The organism is Acetobacter senegalensis (assembly GCF_001499615.1).
GTDB classification, from domain to species: domain Bacteria; phylum Pseudomonadota; class Alphaproteobacteria; order Acetobacterales; family Acetobacteraceae; genus Acetobacter; species Acetobacter senegalensis.
The window spans coordinates 2994531-3009589 of record NZ_LN606600.1; the positions used below are offsets into that span (position 1 = coordinate 2994531).

The 15059-nt window shown below is 57.8% G+C and carries 14 protein-coding genes; 6 read left to right on the forward strand and 8 right to left on the reverse strand.

Annotation, left to right across the window (positions count from 1 at the left end; all coding sequences use genetic code 11):
• Position 1: 1 nt before the first annotated feature.
• Both ASN_RS13965 and gshB read left to right on the forward strand, forming a co-directional pair.
• Positions 2 to 1471, forward strand: coding sequence for a glycosyltransferase family 39 protein (locus tag ASN_RS13965; protein ID WP_058988528.1), 1470 nt, complete (start codon positions 2 to 4; stop codon positions 1469 to 1471).
• Positions 1472 to 1649: 178 nt separating this feature from the next.
• Entirely contained in the window at positions 1650 to 2648 is a 999-nt protein-coding gene (gene gshB, locus ASN_RS13970; RefSeq protein WP_058988529.1) for a glutathione synthase, read from the forward strand.
• Positions 2649 to 2653: 5 nt separating this feature from the next.
• Here gshB and ASN_RS13975 read toward each other — a convergent pair whose 3' ends face one another.
• On the reverse strand, positions 2654 to 2872 hold the full coding sequence (locus ASN_RS13975) for a hypothetical protein (protein ID WP_058988530.1): 219 nt from the start codon (positions 2870 to 2872) through the stop codon (positions 2654 to 2656).
• Between the two features lie 153 nt (positions 2873 to 3025).
• On the opposite strand from ASN_RS13975, the gene ASN_RS13980 reads away from it, so the two are divergent.
• The 4 genes from ASN_RS13980 to ASN_RS20000 all read left to right on the forward strand — a co-directional run bounded on the left by ASN_RS13980 (position 3026) and on the right by ASN_RS20000 (position 6256).
• Positions 3026 to 3709, forward strand: coding sequence for a class I SAM-dependent methyltransferase (locus ASN_RS13980; protein WP_058989351.1), 684 nt, complete (start codon positions 3026 to 3028; stop codon positions 3707 to 3709).
• A 206-nt stretch (positions 3710 to 3915) separates the two neighbouring features.
• On the forward strand, positions 3916 to 5163 hold the full coding sequence (locus ASN_RS13985) for a heme-copper oxidase family protein (protein WP_157765190.1): 1248 nt from the start codon (positions 3916 to 3918) through the stop codon (positions 5161 to 5163).
• Positions 5160 to 6119: a heme o synthase gene (locus ASN_RS13990; RefSeq protein WP_006557494.1), complete on the forward strand. Its 960-nt coding sequence runs from the start codon at positions 5160 to 5162 to the stop codon at positions 6117 to 6119. Before ASN_RS13985 ends, ASN_RS13990 begins: the two co-directional genes overlap by 4 nt.
• Positions 6119 to 6256: a hypothetical protein gene (locus ASN_RS20000; RefSeq protein ID WP_162829217.1), complete on the forward strand. Its 138-nt coding sequence runs from the start codon at positions 6119 to 6121 to the stop codon at positions 6254 to 6256. The genes ASN_RS13990 and ASN_RS20000 overlap by 1 nt, the downstream gene beginning before the upstream one ends.
• A gap of 427 nt (positions 6257 to 6683) precedes the next feature.
• Here ASN_RS20000 and ASN_RS13995 read toward each other — a convergent pair whose 3' ends face one another.
• The 7 genes from ASN_RS13995 to ASN_RS14025 form a co-directional block, all read right to left on the reverse strand.
• Positions 6684 to 6881, reverse strand: coding sequence for a hypothetical protein (locus ASN_RS13995; protein ID WP_058988532.1), 198 nt, complete (start codon positions 6879 to 6881; stop codon positions 6684 to 6686).
• A 104-nt stretch (positions 6882 to 6985) separates the two neighbouring features.
• Complete coding sequence (locus tag ASN_RS14000) at positions 6986 to 7948, reverse strand: Tim44 domain-containing protein (protein WP_058989352.1); 963 nt, start codon at positions 7946 to 7948, stop codon at positions 6986 to 6988.
• A gap of 25 nt (positions 7949 to 7973) precedes the next feature.
• A complete protein-coding gene (locus tag ASN_RS14005) occupies positions 7974 to 9314 on the reverse strand; it encodes a TldD/PmbA family protein (protein WP_058988533.1) in 1341 nt (446 codons plus the stop codon).
• Positions 9311 to 10576 (reverse strand): M16 family metallopeptidase, encoded by a 1266-nt coding sequence (locus ASN_RS14010; RefSeq protein ID WP_006559744.1) that lies wholly within the window; start codon positions 10574 to 10576, stop codon positions 9311 to 9313. The genes ASN_RS14005 and ASN_RS14010 overlap by 4 nt, the downstream gene beginning before the upstream one ends.
• 51 nt (positions 10577 to 10627) lie before the next feature.
• Positions 10628 to 12028: a threonine synthase gene (gene thrC / locus ASN_RS14015; protein WP_035380883.1), complete on the reverse strand. Its 1401-nt coding sequence runs from the start codon at positions 12026 to 12028 to the stop codon at positions 10628 to 10630.
• A gap of 161 nt (positions 12029 to 12189) precedes the next feature.
• The gene (locus ASN_RS14020; protein WP_082666698.1) at positions 12190 to 13377 is read right to left on the reverse strand and encodes an L-dopachrome tautomerase-related protein; all 1188 of its coding nucleotides are present in this window, start codon (positions 13375 to 13377) and stop codon (positions 12190 to 12192) included.
• A 95-nt stretch (positions 13378 to 13472) separates the two neighbouring features.
• The gene (locus ASN_RS14025) at positions 13473 to 14978 is read right to left on the reverse strand and encodes a carboxypeptidase M32 (RefSeq protein ID WP_058988534.1); all 1506 of its coding nucleotides are present in this window, start codon (positions 14976 to 14978) and stop codon (positions 13473 to 13475) included.
• Between the last annotated feature and the right edge of the window lie 81 nt (positions 14979 to 15059).

The window sequence follows — 15059 nt, forward strand, 5'->3', positions numbered from 1 at the left end:
AATGCGGCTGAAACAGTCCTATTATGGGTGGGGTCTGGCGCTTCTGGCGCTGACTGCTGCACGCGTGTTGATGGGAGCGTTGGTCCCGCTTACGCCTGATGAAGCCTATTACCGTTTATGGGCGCTGGCACCGGCAGCCGGCTATCTTGATCATCCTCCCATGGTAGCAGTGTTCATCAGGCTCGGCCTCCTTCTGGGGGGAGATACGGCTTGCGGCGTCAGGCTCATGGGGCCTTTTTCTGCGGCGGTTGGTACGGTCCTGCTGGCAATGGCGACACGGGACTGGCTGCAGGTTTTGAGAGGCTACGCCCCGGACGAGGCGAAAAGAGCCGGCCTCCGCACAGCTGTTCTCTTGAATGGAACGGTCGTTCTTGGCGTGGGCACTTTATTGATGACGCCTGATACGCCCCTTCTGCTCTTTATGGCGCTGATGGTGTGGAGTCTCTCCCGGCTTTGCACAACCGGAAAGGGAGCATGGTGGCTGGTGGTTGGGGCCGCCGTCGGCCTTGGGTTTGACAGTAAATATACTGCAGTCCTTCCCGCCGCAGGTATGGGGATATGGCTTCTGCTGACCTCATCAGGGAGGCAATGGCTCAAAACGGGCTGGCCATGGTTGGGTGGTCTTGTTGCCGCTGTGTTTGTTAGCTCGGTCGTTTATTGGAATGCGACACATCACTGGGCCAGCTTCATGAAGCAGGGCGGCCGTACCGGTGACTGGCATCCGGCAAAAATGCTGACCTATTTCAGTGAGTTGCTTGGTGGGCAGATTGGTTTGGCATCCCCCGGCGTCTTCCTGTTTTTTGTGGGGGGGTGTGTTCTGCTGTGGAAATGCCGGGACTCGTTCTCTCGTTTGCTCCTGTGCATGATTCTGGTTCCTTTGGCGGTATTCCTGCAGCATGCTGTGGGTGCGCGGGTGCAGGCCAACTGGCCCGTGGTGCTTTATCCGGCGCTTACCGTAGCTGCGGCGCTCCCGCTGTGGCGGGGGTGGAAAGCGGCCAGTGGGCTGGGCGTGACACTCGTGTTGCTGATTGTCATTCAGGCAGTGGCTTCACCCCTCAAACTCTCTCCGCATTTTGACATGACGTTGCGTCAGATGGGCGGCTGGCCGACTTTCTCCCGTGAGGTTGTTGCGCGCGTGCCCGCCAACTCTCTCTTGATTGCAGATGAATATGGGCTGGCGGCGGAACTGGCATTTTATGCGCCTTTGGGCAAACCCGTTGTGGCGGTTGAACCCCGATGGGACCTGTTTACGTTTCCCGCAGCGCCGTGTGGCGAAGGATACCTTATTCGTAGCAGGAGACGGCATGATCTGCCCGATGGTGCTTTCTTCAAGGTCCTGGGGCAGGAGCCCGATATTGCCCGCGCGCGGAATGGTGCGGTGGGCGAGACATATGCCATCTACCACGTACAGATGCAGTGCACCGCTGCGGGGCAGAGCCGGAATGCTGTTCTGCTGCCAACCCGGAATTAAGGAATTATTTGCAAGATCAGTGGTCGCAAAATCTTCCTGAGCCCCCTGACAGATGTTTCAAACAGCCTTTAAAGAAAATGCTCTGTGCTTTCCTGCCTTGGACAGCCGGACAGAACGGAGATACGATAACGTCCGGTTATTTTATCTGATCCTGAGATTCTGAGGAAAGCGGCTGCGTATGTCATCTCCATTGAATGTTGCTGTCCAGATGGACCCCCTGGAGCATGTTGATATCAACGGAGATTCTACCTTCGCGTTGATGCTGGAGGCGCAGGGGCGCGGCCATAAACTGTTTGTTTATGAGGTACCCTCCCTGGCGTTGGGAGAAGGAACCACAACGCCTGGTGGTAAAACGGCTACGCAGGTGAGCGCATCCTTGCGCCCTGTGACGGTCCAGCGGGAACAGGGCAACCACGCGACCTTCGGGGAGCCTGCCCGTCGCTCTCTGGGCGAGATGGATGTGGTGCTGATGCGGCAGGACCCGCCATTTGATATGGCCTATATCACCGCGACACACCTGCTGGACCACGTGCATGGAATTGGTCCGGGCAAGGCGCTCGTGGTCAATGATCCTCGCTGGGTGCGGGATTCTCCCGAAAAACTGTTGGTAACGCATTTTCCGCACCTCATGCCCCCAACGCTTGTAACGTGGGATGTCGGGCAGATCCGGGCGTTCCGCGCCCATTGGCGGGATATTATTGTCAAACCTCTGTTCGGGAATGGCGGCAGCGGCATCTTTCGCATCAAGGAAGATGATCAAAATCTGAACGCTCTGCTGGAAATGCATTTCGCGCGCTCCCGTGAACCCCTGATGATCCAGCGTTATGAACCGGCGGTAAAGCAGGGGGATAAACGGATTATTCTGGTGGATGGTCAGCCTGTTGGCGCTATCAACCGTGTGCCGTCAGGGGATGATCACCGTTCCAATATGCATGTTGGCGGCGTGGCGCGGAAAGTCGCGCTGACAGAAAGAGACAAGGAAATCTGCGCAGCTATCGGCCCGTTCCTGAAAGAGCATGGCCTGATTTTTGTGGGGATAGACGTGATTGGTGATTACCTGACGGAGATCAATGTGACATCTCCCACAGGCCTGCAGGAACTGGAGCGTTTTGATGGCGTCAATGGTGCAGGTGCCATATGGGACTGCATTGAAGCAAAACTGAAAAGCGTAGCCTGAGGAGGTTACGCTTTTTTCTCGGGCTCGGAGGACTCCGGTGTTTTGGCGTGGGACGTTGAAAAAGTAGGTTCCGCACGGCTATCCGCTGCGTCATCTGCTGGTGGAAACACCGTGTCCTTACCAAAGCGGTTGTCCAGCCAGTTAAAAATAGGGTCGCGGAAATAGAAAATGAAAATGGATGACCAGATAATAAGGCTGAGCAGGGCAAGCAGGAGTTCCAGCATGTCTCTTTTCTTCTAAAACGGTTCCGGTCACACGGAAGGTAAGGCGACAATGGGCACGGAGACAAGGGCGCTTTTATGGCGCATTTTATTTAAAACAAAGGAAGATGCGTTGTGGCTCTTGAAGAAATTGCCGCCAGCGGGCACAGAGAAACCATGAGTGACGTTCTCAACAAATGCTCGCCCGGTCAGGGTGACGATCCGGCTCCTTCGCGATCAGCACTGGATGCCGAGGCCGTAAAGGTCGCCTACCGCCGGTGGGCAGGTGTATATGACACCGTATTCGGTGGTGTTTCCGGTTTTGGTCGCCGTCGGGCGGTTGAGGCTGTCAATGCCCTGCCAGGGACCAATGTTCTTGAAGTGGGTGTCGGCACTGGGCTCGCTCTTCCACATTATCTCAAGACCAAACGTATTACAGGCATTGATCTGTCAGGCGATATGTTGGCCCGCGCGCGTGAACGCGTCCAGAAAGAGCATCTCGATAATGTGGATGCGCTTCTGGAAATGGACGCCGAAGACACAACCTTTCAGGACGATTCCTTCGATATTGCTGTCGCCATGTTCGTGGCATCGGTTGTGCCGCATCCACGCCGTCTGCTGCGTGAACTTAAACGGGTGGTCAAGCCCGGTGGCCACATTCTGTTTGTAAACCACTTTCTGGCACCGGGCGGTGTTCGTGGTGCTGTGGAACGTGGCATGGCACGGGCCTCTCGCTCACTGGGATGGCACCCTGATTTTGCCATGGAATCCCTGCTGCCGCCAGAAGATCTGGTGCGGGCGCGGATTCAGCCGGTGCCACCGGCCGGGCTTTTTACGCTCGTTACGCTTGAAAACATCTGATCACACTTCCGTGCTGTCGCCCTTTCTACACAGGGCAGGGGCGATAGGCATGCGGAGCTAAATGGGTCGTTAAGGCGCGGAAAAGCCGCTATAGATGGGGCTTTCAGGGGTGCGTCTGTCGTCACCCGGAACACATCTGTCAAAGGCGTGGGGTGAGAAACATGGCATCTGCTTGTGCGGAACAAAGCCAGAATAAGGAAAGCAGCATGGTACGGCGGACTGCATCTGTTGATGGTGTGGGAGCAGGTTACCTGCTGGTTGCGGCTCTGGCTGGTCTGCTGGGTGGCGGTGTTTCTGCAGTTCAGCAGCTTGGCATGGTACCCCAGACCGGCTTGTTGGCCGGAATTGAGCAGGCGCATGTGGCCTTGATGCTGCTTTTTGTGGTGGTGCCTGCGCTGGTTTGCGGTTTCGGCACTTTGTGGCTGCCGCGTGCTCTCAAGCGTGAAGGCACGGTTCTTCCAGGTTTGAACAAGCTGTCTCTGGCCTGCGTATCTGCCGCTGGTGTGCTGATGGTTGCGTCTCCCTGGCAGACTGGCGCTACCTTGCTGTGGTGCGCAGGCACGCTTTTGGCCGTGATGGTTGTTCTGGCCACCATTTTTGATAGCCGTGCTGATGGTGCCGCGCGCGCCCCTTTCTCTCCGTTTGTGTGGGGAGAAATGCTGGCGTCTTCTGTGCTTCTGATGACTGTGCCTGTGCTGGCCGCCGTCATGAGCTACCATATCTTGAACGGTGTGGCCTTTACGCCTTCCGTGCTGGATGGATTTGCTGAACCCATCATGCTGGTCACGCTGCTGGCCGGGTTTGGTATTGTTTTTGAAACGGGCGCAACGGTTGCCCGTTTTTCCCCTCTTCCTGTTGCTGGCGTTATGAGTGCTTCTGCTGCGGCTGGGAGCATTCTGTGGGTTAAAAGCGTTTTTGCCCATGGCCTGGTTGGGGCTGCCACTGTTGCGTCCTTGCTGTCTGCCCAGACACTGGTGCTGAGCGCCGCCACGCTGGCTTCCGTACTGCTGGCTGCCTTGTGGATGGCGGGCACATGGCGCGCAAGCATGACGGTCAAGATTCCCATGCTATGGGGTCTGGGCTTTCTGGCTGTTGTTTCCACGGGTTGGATCAGTCAGTTCATGCAGGGCGATGGCCTGCATTCCGCTCTTCAGGTCGGAACACTTTATGCCGTGTTCTGCGGTCTGTATCTTTGGCGCGGTGAGGGATGTAACCGCTGGTATCCCACGCCTCTGGCTGCTGTGCAGTTTGGGTTGATGGCGGCTGGCACGGCCTTGGCTATCCCCACTCTTCCGCCTGTCTGCCAGATGTGGAGCGGTGGCCTGCTGGGCGCCTCTGTCCTCTGCTTCCTGCTGACCATGGGATTGAGCTTTACGCAAAATCGCCCGATGGCAGAGAGCGCCGAAGGAAACGAGGTTGCTTTTGATGCTGCAGAAACAATGGTGCACTCATGAGTGAAACAACCGCTCAGGTTTCAGCGACAGGCCGCATCAGGTTCAAAGCTGACCGTGTTGGCACAACGGCAAAGGACTGGGTGCAGCTTCTCAAACCCCGGGTGATTTCTCTGGTAGTCTTTACCGGGGCTGCGGGCATGATCATGGCCCCCGGTCATCTTTCGCTTTTTGAAGCTGCCGTAGCTATTCTGTGCATCTGCATGGCGTCTGGTGCCGCTGGGGCCATCAATATGTGGTATGACCGCGATATTGATGCCGTGATGCAGCGTACTATTACGCGTCCTATTCCCGGTGGGCGTATTCCGGAACAGGAAGCGCTGGCTTATGGAATTGGTCTATCCTGCCTTTCTGTCTGCTTGATGTGGATGGCAACCAACGCTTTGGCCGCAGGTATTCTGGCGTTTTCCATTTTCTTCTACGCCGTGATTTATACCATGTGGCTGAAGCGCTCCACGCCGCAGAATATTGTTATTGGTGGTGCTGCAGGTGCTTTCCCACCCATGATTGGTTGGGCCGCAGCCACAGGCCATATGGCTGTGCTGCCGGTGGTAATGTTCGGGATCGTGTTTTTCTGGACGCCCCCGCATTTCTGGTCTCTCTCCCTGTATGCATGCAAGGATTACGGGCGGGCTGGAATTCCCATGTTGCCAGTGGTCAAAGGGGCACGACACACACGCTGGAACATTTTTGTCTATACGCTGGTGCTGCTGGCGATCTCCCTCATTCCCTCAGCGCTGCATCTATGTGGCTGGCTTTATACCGGCACTGCGTTGGTGCTGGGGCTTGGGTTTGTGCTGTGCGCTATCCGTGTTCTGCGTGAACCGCAGGATGAAAATGGGGTAAGCTTGGCAGGAGATAAGGCTGCCCGTATCTCTTTCCGCTTTTCTCTGGCGTATCTGTTCCTGCTGTTTTGCGGACTGCTGGCAGACCATATGCTGCAAGGGTGGATTGGCTGATGGAAACGCAGATTACACTGAGCCAGCCTGAACTGGCTGAAAAGCGGCGCAGACAGAAAGAACGTCTGAAGGCCATGGTCGGCTTCATGATCCTGATTGCTGGCGTCATGTATGGCTTGACCCTGACCCACCTTTAAAAAGAGCCGATTAGGCAGGCGATGTCTCTAAAAACGGACAAAACGCCTTCTCAAAGCCCCCAATACAAAAAAGCCTCTCTGCCACGTGGTACGAGAGGCTTTTTTTATGCAGATAAGTGAGAAAATGGTTTGACGTTGTGGTGCCCGCTAGCTTGTTGAGTGCCAGTGCCAGTGCCAGTGCCAGTGCCAGTGCCAGTGCCAGTGCCAGTGCCAGTGCCAGTGCCAGTGCCAGTGCCAGTGGTATGGCACTAGGTAGGGTATGGTTAGAGGTTGCTTGATTGATGTGGCAAAATTTGTCTGTGGAGTGTTCTTATGTGAGCACAATGCTTGCGTGTGTCAGAGAACCTCACATAGGTCTTTTTGCGCTAAATTGTGCGTGGCAGGGGCTTGATAAGTACCATTCTGTACGAATTTACGCCTTACGCCTTCAGCTATTTTCTTTTCTGGAAGAGGCGCGCGCCGCGCTGAGAACGTTTTCCATCCGGACGGGAATGCCTTTTTCCTGAAGCTTGGCAATATCTGCTTCCAGATCTGCCACTTTCCGTTTGTTCCAGAAATGCAGAAAGACGCTGAAGGCCGAGGCTGAGACAGCTAAAAGCAGGGTGACAATTTCAAGAGCAAGCATAAATCGGGAATCCCGCCACAGGATTGAAGGCCTTCAGAAGAGGCAAAAAAGTCTCTCGGTCCGCGCAATCAAAGAGCGGAACCGAGAGATAGGAAGGGGGTGCCTTAACCGCGCGTCTGCTGAATACCGGAAAGCAGCCAGCGTCCACCGCGAGAGGGGCGCGTGAAGGTCCAGAGTTCAGTTATGGTCACAGGATCGGTTGAACTGCCTTCAATCACTTGCCCTGTCGCGTTGGTGGTCAGGTCAATCAGGCTGTAGCGCATGGCGACTGTCGCGTAATCCATGCCGCCTTCCTGCCAGGCTTCGGCCAGATCACCCTGAATGAAGTGAACATCAGAAACAACGTTGCGTGCACCCTGTGCGGCAAGTGCGGCAAGCTGCTGGTTGAAGTAGGAAACCATTTCAGGGGTGGCCATCTGCTGCATGGCCGGAACATTCTGCTGGTTCCATGCTGTCTGGATATCCAGCAATGTTTGCTGGAAGGCCTGATAGTCACTGGTGGTAATGGGCAGGGCCGAGGATGCTGCACCGATAGCCCCTGTAGGGCGAGGCGCAGCCCCTGCTGCACCCGGTGTAAGACCCAGCCCGTTAGCTGTGTTGTTCGTGATACGGTTGCCGGAGAACCGCCGCACCAGCCACATGATGATCCACACAACCAGAGCAATCTGGAGCATGAGACCAATCAGCCCGAAAAAGCTGTGCACCCCGCCAAAGAATCCATGGCCGCACAGCAGCCCGAAAAGACCTGCGCCCAGCATCCCGCCAGCAAAGCCGGTCAGGAACGGGTGGCGTGGGCGCATGGCCTGATTGAACATGCCTTGCTGATAAGGGGCCTGCGCCCCGTATCCACTTTGCCCGGGTGTGCGCGGCGTAATGGAACGATCCATCGGCGCAGCCCCGTAAGGCGTGGTGCGTGTGGGCGGGGGAGCGCTCCAGGTCCGGCTCCCGCGGCTGCCCATGGAGCCGCCTTGTCCGGGCCGCGCATCAGCATGATAAGCCAGTGGGCCACTGAGCAGGCTCACGGTCATCAAGGCGGCAAGAGCGGAAGAGAGAGTGCGCTTTTTCACGAGGTCTTGTGTCTCCACACGGTCATCACGCCCCGGCAATACTCAGGGCTTCTACCCTTAATGTGGGGGCGTCGGTGCCAAAACGGAACTGTAAATCGTTCGCTAAAGTAAGGGACGCGAAAATTTCCAGCAGGTTCCCGGCCAGAGTGAACTCGGCTGCGGATTCGGCAATTTGACCATCACGGATCATGAAGCCGGATGCGCCTCGGCTGTAGTCACCCGTCAGACCATTGATGGAGGAGCCCATCATTTCAGTAATGAACAGCCCTTCCTTGATATCCGCCATCAGCTCTTCCGGGCTGAGCGTGCCGGGACCAAAGGACAGATTGGTGGCAGAAGGGGAAGGCGGGCCAGACGTGCCACGCGCCGCGCGTCCGTTGCTTTCCAAGCCAAGATGGCGGGCGCTGCGCGTATCCAGAATCCACGTTTGCAGCACACCGTCACGCACCAGTTCCAATGGCGCCACTGGCATTGCTTCGCCGTCAAACGGACGAGAGCGCAGCCCACGGTGACGCGTGGGATCATCCGTTATGGTGACGCCTTCAGCAAACAGGCGCTGGCCCAGCTTTTCTTTCAGAAAAGACGTGCCACGGGCGATGGAGGAACCATTGATGGCACCAATAAAATGCCCCAGAAAACTGTTGGCCACGCGCGGATGAAACACCACTGGGTAGCGACCGGTGCGGGGACGGACGGGATTAACGCGGGCTACGGCTTTTTCGCCTGCGCTGCGGCCCAGAACAGCAGCGTTGTCCAGATCAGCCAGATGCACCGTGCCGTGATAATCGTAATCGCGCTGCATGGTCTCACCTTTGCCCGCCAGTACGCAGACAGAGGTGGAATGGCGGGTGCGGGCATAAGTGCCTGCAAAATCTTGCGAGGTGACCAGCGCGATGTCCGTGCGCCCCCAGGATGCACTGCTACCAGCGCTGTTGGTCACGCCATTGACGGCCAGAGCAGCTTCTTCCCCCTCACGGGCGCGGGTCAGCAGGGCATTGGCATCTGGCTCAGCCGTATCGGTCAGGTCCAGTGTGTTGGAGGTAAGCGTGCCGGTAAGTGCGTGCGGGGCCAGACCCGCAAAGCGGTCTTCAGGTAGCACACGGGCCATGGCAAGGGCCTGTTCCACCAGGCCATCAAACCGGCTGGGATCAAGCGTGGTGGTGGAAACAATGGCAGATTTCCGGCCTGTGAAGACGCGCAGACCCAGATCTGTTGTTTCTGATCGCTCCAGATCTTCCGTAACCCCGTTACGGACCCCCGCGCCTATGGCGGTGCTGGAGACAAAGACTGCATCGGCAGCATCGGCTCCGGCAGTGCGCGCACGGCGGACAAGATCAGAGATCTTTTCGAGGGTTTGTGCGCTCATGCTGCAAGCTTCTCCGCAATGGTGTTCAGGGGCAGCACATGGCTGACCGGGCCAAGGGCGGCCAAGGTGGGCTGCTGGGTAAAGATACGGCCAGCCACGCGGCAGATATCAGCCGGGGTTACGGCTTCAACCCGTGCCACGGTTTCCGCAACCGGGATGATACGGCCAAAAAGCTGAAGCTGGCGTGCAATCTGCTCACACCGGCTGCCTGTGCTTTCCAGAGACATCAGCAGGGAGGCCTTCAACTGCGCCCGTGCCCGGAGCAATTCATCCTGCCCAACCGAAAGCTGGACCTTGCGGAGTTCTTCCAAGGTTACAGGCACCAACTCGGCACATTGTTTTTCACCCGTGCCCGCGTAAATGCCGAACAGGCCGCCATCAATGAAGGGGGCGCTGAAGGAATAGACGGAATAAACCAGCCCACGTTTTTCCCGGATTTCCTGAAACAGGCGGGAGGACATGCCGCCGCCCAGCACCATGGAAAGTAGCAGCGTGGCGTAATAATCCGGGTCATTATACCCGACGGACGGGAAGCCCAGAACCACATGGGCCTGATCCAGATCCTTTTCCTGACGGAATTCGCCTCCACCATAAAGCGAGGGTGGGGTTGGGATCTGTGATGTCAGCGGCAGGTCTGCAAAATGGCGCTGCACGCGTTCTACAACGTCTTCATGGTGCAGGTTGCCAGCCGCTGCCACCACCATGTTTTCAGCCGTATAATGTGTGCGCATGTAGGACATGAGCGTATCACGGCTCATGGACTGAATCAGGTCTTCCGTACCCAGCGTGGGGCGGCCCATGGGCTGGTCAGGGAAGGCTGTGGCCTGAAAATGGTCAAACACCACATCATCCGGCGTATCATTTGCCTGGCCGATTTCCTGAAGGATCACGCCGCGTTCACGCTCGATCTCGGTCGGATCAAAGGTGGAGTGGGTAAGGATATCACCAATGATATCAACACCCAGATCCATGTTTTCCTTCAGCAGCTTGACGTAGAAGGCAGTCTGTTCCCGCGCGGTGTAGGCGTTGATATGGCCACCCACATTTTCAATTTCTTCCGCAATCTGCAGGGCGGAGCGGCTTGTGGTGCCTTTGAACGCCATGTGTTCCAGAAAGTGGGACACACCATTTTCTTCCGCCGTTTCATCGCGCGTGCCGGTGGACACATACGCCCCGAATGAAACGGTTTCCACCCGTTCCATTCGTTCAGTTACAATGGTCAGGCCGGAGGGCAGACGGGTCAGATTGATCGGGTCAGTCATTCTTGTCCTGAAAGGAAAGGCCGCGGGGAGGCGGCCTGAAAAAGAAAGAAATTATGCAGCGTTAGACAGAACAGCGGCGCGCACCGCATCTTTTACGGCATCTGGCGTGGCCGGAACGGTGCGATACCGTTCCTCGCGCGAGAAAAGGTCTTCCAGATGCACGGGCAGGGCGGGATGAATCCCTGTTGCCGCAACCATGGCATCCGGGAATTTGGCCGGGTGAGCGGTTGCCATGGCCACCATGGGAACACCTGGTTCACGGAAGCGTCGGCCTGCGGCAATGCCAATGGCGCTGTGCGGATCTGCCAGATAGTTGGAACGCTGGTGCAGGGTCCTGATTTCGGTTTCCGTCCCTGCATCGTCAAGGGCCAGACCGGAAAAGAGTTCTCGCGCCGTATTCCATGCTTCAGCCGGGACGTCCATGTGCCCGCTGGTGCGGAAGGTGGTCATGATCCGGGCACAGGCTTCGGCATCACGCCCCAGCAGCTCAAACAGCAGCCGTTCAAAGTTGGAAGAAACCTGAATGTCCATGGAGGGCGAGAGGCTGGGAACAACCTCTTTCATGGTCATGTCATTCGCGTTCAGGAAGCGGGTCAGAATATCGTTGCGGTTGGAGCCTACGCACAGATGGCGCACGGGCAGGCCCATTTTGCGGGCAGTCCATGCGGCCAGAATGTTGCCGAAGTTCCCTGTGGGCACGGCAAAGGAGACTTCCCGTTCCGGCGCGCCGAAGTTCAGGGCGGCATACACATAGTAGGGCACCTGCGCGGCGATACGGGCCCAGTTGATGGAATTGACGGCGGAAAGATGCATGTCCTGCCGGAAAGGCGCATCGGCAAAGCAGGCTTTGACCAGATCCTGACAATCATCAAACGTGCCTTCAACGGCCAGATTGGTGATGTTGGCGTCCAGAACGGTGGTCATCTGGCGGCGCTGTACCTCGGAGGTACGACCCTTGGGATGCAGAATGACCACGGAAAGCCGTTTGCGTCCGCGGCAGGCTTCAATAGCAGCCGATCCGGTATCCCCTGATGTTGCACCCACAATGGTGACGTGGCTGTCACGCTGGGTCAGCACATGTTCAAACAACTGGCCCAGCACCTGCATGGCCATGTCTTTGAAGGCCAGCGTGGGGCCGTGGAACAGTTCCTGCACAAACAGGCCATCTTCCACCTGTGTCAGTGGCACAATGGCGGGGTGGTCAAACCCGGCATAAGCCTGTGCGCACAGGCGGCGCAGGGTGGCTTCATCAATATCGTCCCCCACAAACGGTGCCAGAACACGGGCCGCCAGTTCAGGGTAGGGCAGCCCACGCATGGCCTGCCATTCTGACAGGGAGAATGAGGGCCAGGTTTCCGGTAGATACAGGCCGCCATCTTCGGCCAGACCTGCCAGCAGGACATCGGAAAACGAAAGAGCGGGAGCCTTCCCCCGGGTCGAGATATAGCGCATGCGCGGGTTATACCCTGAATAAAGAGTGGCGCGAAGTAGGCTTCTGCACTGTTTGCGTCACCCTTTTGCGGGCTGGCATGACGCCACACTCTTCCCGACCTCAGGGTAGGGTCTGAACAGAGAGAAGCGCGAGACGACAGGAGGCGTGAAACCTGCTGCGCTTACGTGGGTGGCGGGGTGGTGGGCAGCGTCAGTTTGTAAACGGTTACCGGCCATTCGACTAAGGATTTCCCGTTCTGGAAGGCTGCCGTGTGGTTCAGCTGGGCGGCAGGAACATACAGATGGCCGGTTGTGTCCAGACCAGGTGTGGCGGGCCATTTCAGGCGTGGGTCGGTTATCAAACGCCGTGGAATACGGCCTACTGTATAGCTGAGAATGCTGCCGGTGCTGATATCTGACCAGTACAGCGTGCCGTCCGGCCCGATGGTCATGCCACCCAGAGACGGCGTTTTATACCACTGCGTCACGCTTTCTTCCATGGCGGCAGGGGTGACATCCGGGTCTGTGAAAATGGTTGTTTCCACTCGGGAGAGGTAGCCACCGGGGGGCTGTACCACAATCCATTTTCCGTCCGGGCTGACGGCGATCATGCTGGAGTCAATGGCCAGCAGATTTCCGTTTGCCGTGGTAACCGGGCCATCGGGCGTCACGATGGGGCGTGTCGCGCTGATGGCAGGATGCCGGTCCAGAAAACGGTGGGCGGAGGCGGAGGGAAGGTCAATCACCAGCACACCCGCAACGCCAGAATCGGCCACATAGGCCGTGTTTTCGTGCACGGCCACGCCTGAGAGAACGCTGTCCTTGTGCAGGGCTGAGGCTTCAATGGGCACAACACGCACCACGGTATTCTGTCTGGTATCAATCTGGATCAGTTTGGCCGGGGCAACAGCAGCGGCTTTATGATTGGGCACGCCACTATCCAGCACCCATAAGGTGCCATCTGCCAGAAGGGTCATGCCCGCAATGGAGACAATGCGTTTGCTGGCATCGCCGTCTTCCGCGTTCCATGCGGCATCAGGATAAGGCGCAAAACTGCCATCTGCAGAGCGCACGGACAACTGCGGTCCGGTATTGCCTACCCAGATTGGGGCTTCCAGCAGCGCACGGCCACCCGGCAGCATGACCACCGCATCCCAAACCTGTTTGTCAGATTGCGTGAACGGCTCCAGCGCGGAGGCAGGAAGCTCCGCCACTTTGGGCATATGCACAGCGAGCGCCGGACGTGCCGGCTGCAACAGCGTGAGGCTGACGGTGGCGAGGGCAGCCAGAACGACACGGCCTGCCGTGCGGGATGAGGGCTGAACGGAGCAGAGATCAGGGAGCGCCTTATGGCGTGTCGGCAGAAGCATGGGCGTAGTCTCAGCCTGTTTTGATGTCTCCTACAACCGCATTCTTCGCATGGCGCACGGGAGCGGAGCGAAGAAGCGGCTGGAGACGCAGAGACTCAGGCGTCTGGTGCACGATCCAGATAGCGGCGGCGCACATGTGCCAGATAGGCATCTGCGCTGAGTGGGGCACCTGTTGCTGCCCGGATGATCTCCGGCATGGACGCACTGCTGGCGCGGCTGTGGACATTGGTACGCAGCCATTGCATCAGCGGCGCAAAATTACCTTGCGCGATGGCAGGAGCCAGACTGGCATCCTGCTGATACGCGGCCGTGCGCAACTGTGCGGATGCCAGAGCGCCAAGAGCATAACAGGGGAAGTAACCAAACAGCCCCTCGGGCCAGTGGATATCCTGCAAACAACCTCGCCGGTCATCGGGCACACTCAAACCCAGCAGACTGTGGATTCCGTCATTGAAAGCGGCAGGCAGATCACGCAGCGCAAGATCTCCCTTTATCATCGCTTTTTCGAGGTCATAGCGGATGAGAATATGGGCCGGGTAGGTCACTTCATCCGCGTCCACCCGGATCAGGCCCGGCTGAACGTGGGTCAGCAGACGGTGCAGATTGTCTGGCTGCCACGCTGGGGTGGTTTCTGCTACCTCAAAAGTCTGACGCAACAGAGGGGCAACCCACTCAACAAACGCGCGGGATCGGCAGACCTGCATTTCAACCATCAGGGACTGGCTTTCATGCACGGTCATGCCAGCGGCCCGTCCCACAGGTTGCGAGAGCCAGTTCTGCGGCAGGCCCTGTTCATACATGGCGTGCCCGGTTTCATGCAGCACACCCATCATGGCCGGAATGAAGTCTTCTTCATCATACCGGGTGGTCAGGCGGACATCGTGGGTGGCCCCTCCGCAGAAGGGGTGTGCACTCACGTCCAGCCGCCCACGGGTCATGTCAAACCCAAGCTGCTGCATCAGTCTGCGCCCGAGAGCCTCCTGCCGTGCAATGGGGAACGGACCTTCAAGGGGAATGCTGGCAGGCAAGGAAGCCTGTTTTTCCAGCACCGCGGCAATCAGGCCGGGCAGTTCCGTGCGCAGGCGGGCAAAAATGGGGTCAATATCTGTTTGCCGCGTGCCGGGATCAAACGAATCCAGCAGGGCATCGTAGGGAGACAGGCCTAGAGCAGCCCCCTTGGCCTCTCCTACCTGTCGGGTAAGGTTCAGGACTTCGGTCAGATGCGGCAGAAAACCGGCAAAGTCACTGTTCTGCCGGGCTTCGCGCCACGCCATCTCACTCCGCGTTGTGGCTTGGGTGCAGGCTTCCACCAGATCGCCCGGCAGGGCTGTGGCGTGGGTATGAACGCGGCGCATTTCGGCCAGATTGGCGCGTCGCCATGGGTCCTCACCAGCGTCGGCCTCGGCCAGAAGGTCGGCCATTTCCGGTGCTGTCAGGATTTCGTGACGCAATCCTTCCAGAATGGCCAGATTATCCGCACGGCGGTCCGCCGTGCCGTGGGGCATCATCACTTCCTTGTCCCAGCACAGGATGCCAAGGGCATCGCTCAGGGAGGAAAGACGGGCAAAGTGGCGTTCAAGGCTCTGATAGGCTTTATTCATGGGACCGGATCATAAATCAGGAACCTGCCGGACGGAATGACCTGAACAGGACAAACCGACCAAAAACGCGGCAGGTGCGTT

Bases quoted from the DNA above. Each gene is read 5' to 3' on its own strand.
- ASN_RS13965 (WP_058988528.1), top strand. From the start codon at position 2: ATGCGGCTGAAACAGTCCTATTATGGGTGGGGTCTGGCGCTTCTGGCG.
- gshB (WP_058988529.1), top strand. From the start codon at position 1,650: ATGTCATCTCCATTGAATGTTGCTGTCCAGATGGACCCCCTGGAGCAT.
- ASN_RS13975 (WP_058988530.1), bottom strand. From the start codon at position 2,872: ATGCTGGAACTCCTGCTTGCCCTGCTCAGCCTTATTATCTGGTCATCC.
- ASN_RS13980 (WP_058989351.1), top strand. From the start codon at position 3,026: ATGAGTGACGTTCTCAACAAATGCTCGCCCGGTCAGGGTGACGATCCG.
- ASN_RS13985 (WP_157765190.1), top strand. From the start codon at position 3,916: ATGGTACGGCGGACTGCATCTGTTGATGGTGTGGGAGCAGGTTACCTG.
- ASN_RS13990 (WP_006557494.1), top strand. From the start codon at position 5,160: ATGAGTGAAACAACCGCTCAGGTTTCAGCGACAGGCCGCATCAGGTTC.
- ASN_RS20000 (WP_162829217.1), top strand. From the start codon at position 6,119: ATGGAAACGCAGATTACACTGAGCCAGCCTGAACTGGCTGAAAAGCGG.
- ASN_RS13995 (WP_058988532.1), bottom strand. From the start codon at position 6,881: ATGCTTGCTCTTGAAATTGTCACCCTGCTTTTAGCTGTCTCAGCCTCG.
- ASN_RS14005 (WP_058988533.1), bottom strand. From the start codon at position 9,314: ATGAGCGCACAAACCCTCGAAAAGATCTCTGATCTTGTCCGCCGTGCG.
- ASN_RS14010 (WP_006559744.1), bottom strand. From the start codon at position 10,576: ATGACTGACCCGATCAATCTGACCCGTCTGCCCTCCGGCCTGACCATT.
- thrC (WP_035380883.1), bottom strand. From the start codon at position 12,028: ATGCGCTATATCTCGACCCGGGGGAAGGCTCCCGCTCTTTCGTTTTCC.
- ASN_RS14020 (WP_082666698.1), bottom strand. From the start codon at position 13,377: ATGCTTCTGCCGACACGCCATAAGGCGCTCCCTGATCTCTGCTCCGTT.
- ASN_RS14025 (WP_058988534.1), bottom strand. From the start codon at position 14,978: ATGAATAAAGCCTATCAGAGCCTTGAACGCCACTTTGCCCGTCTTTCC.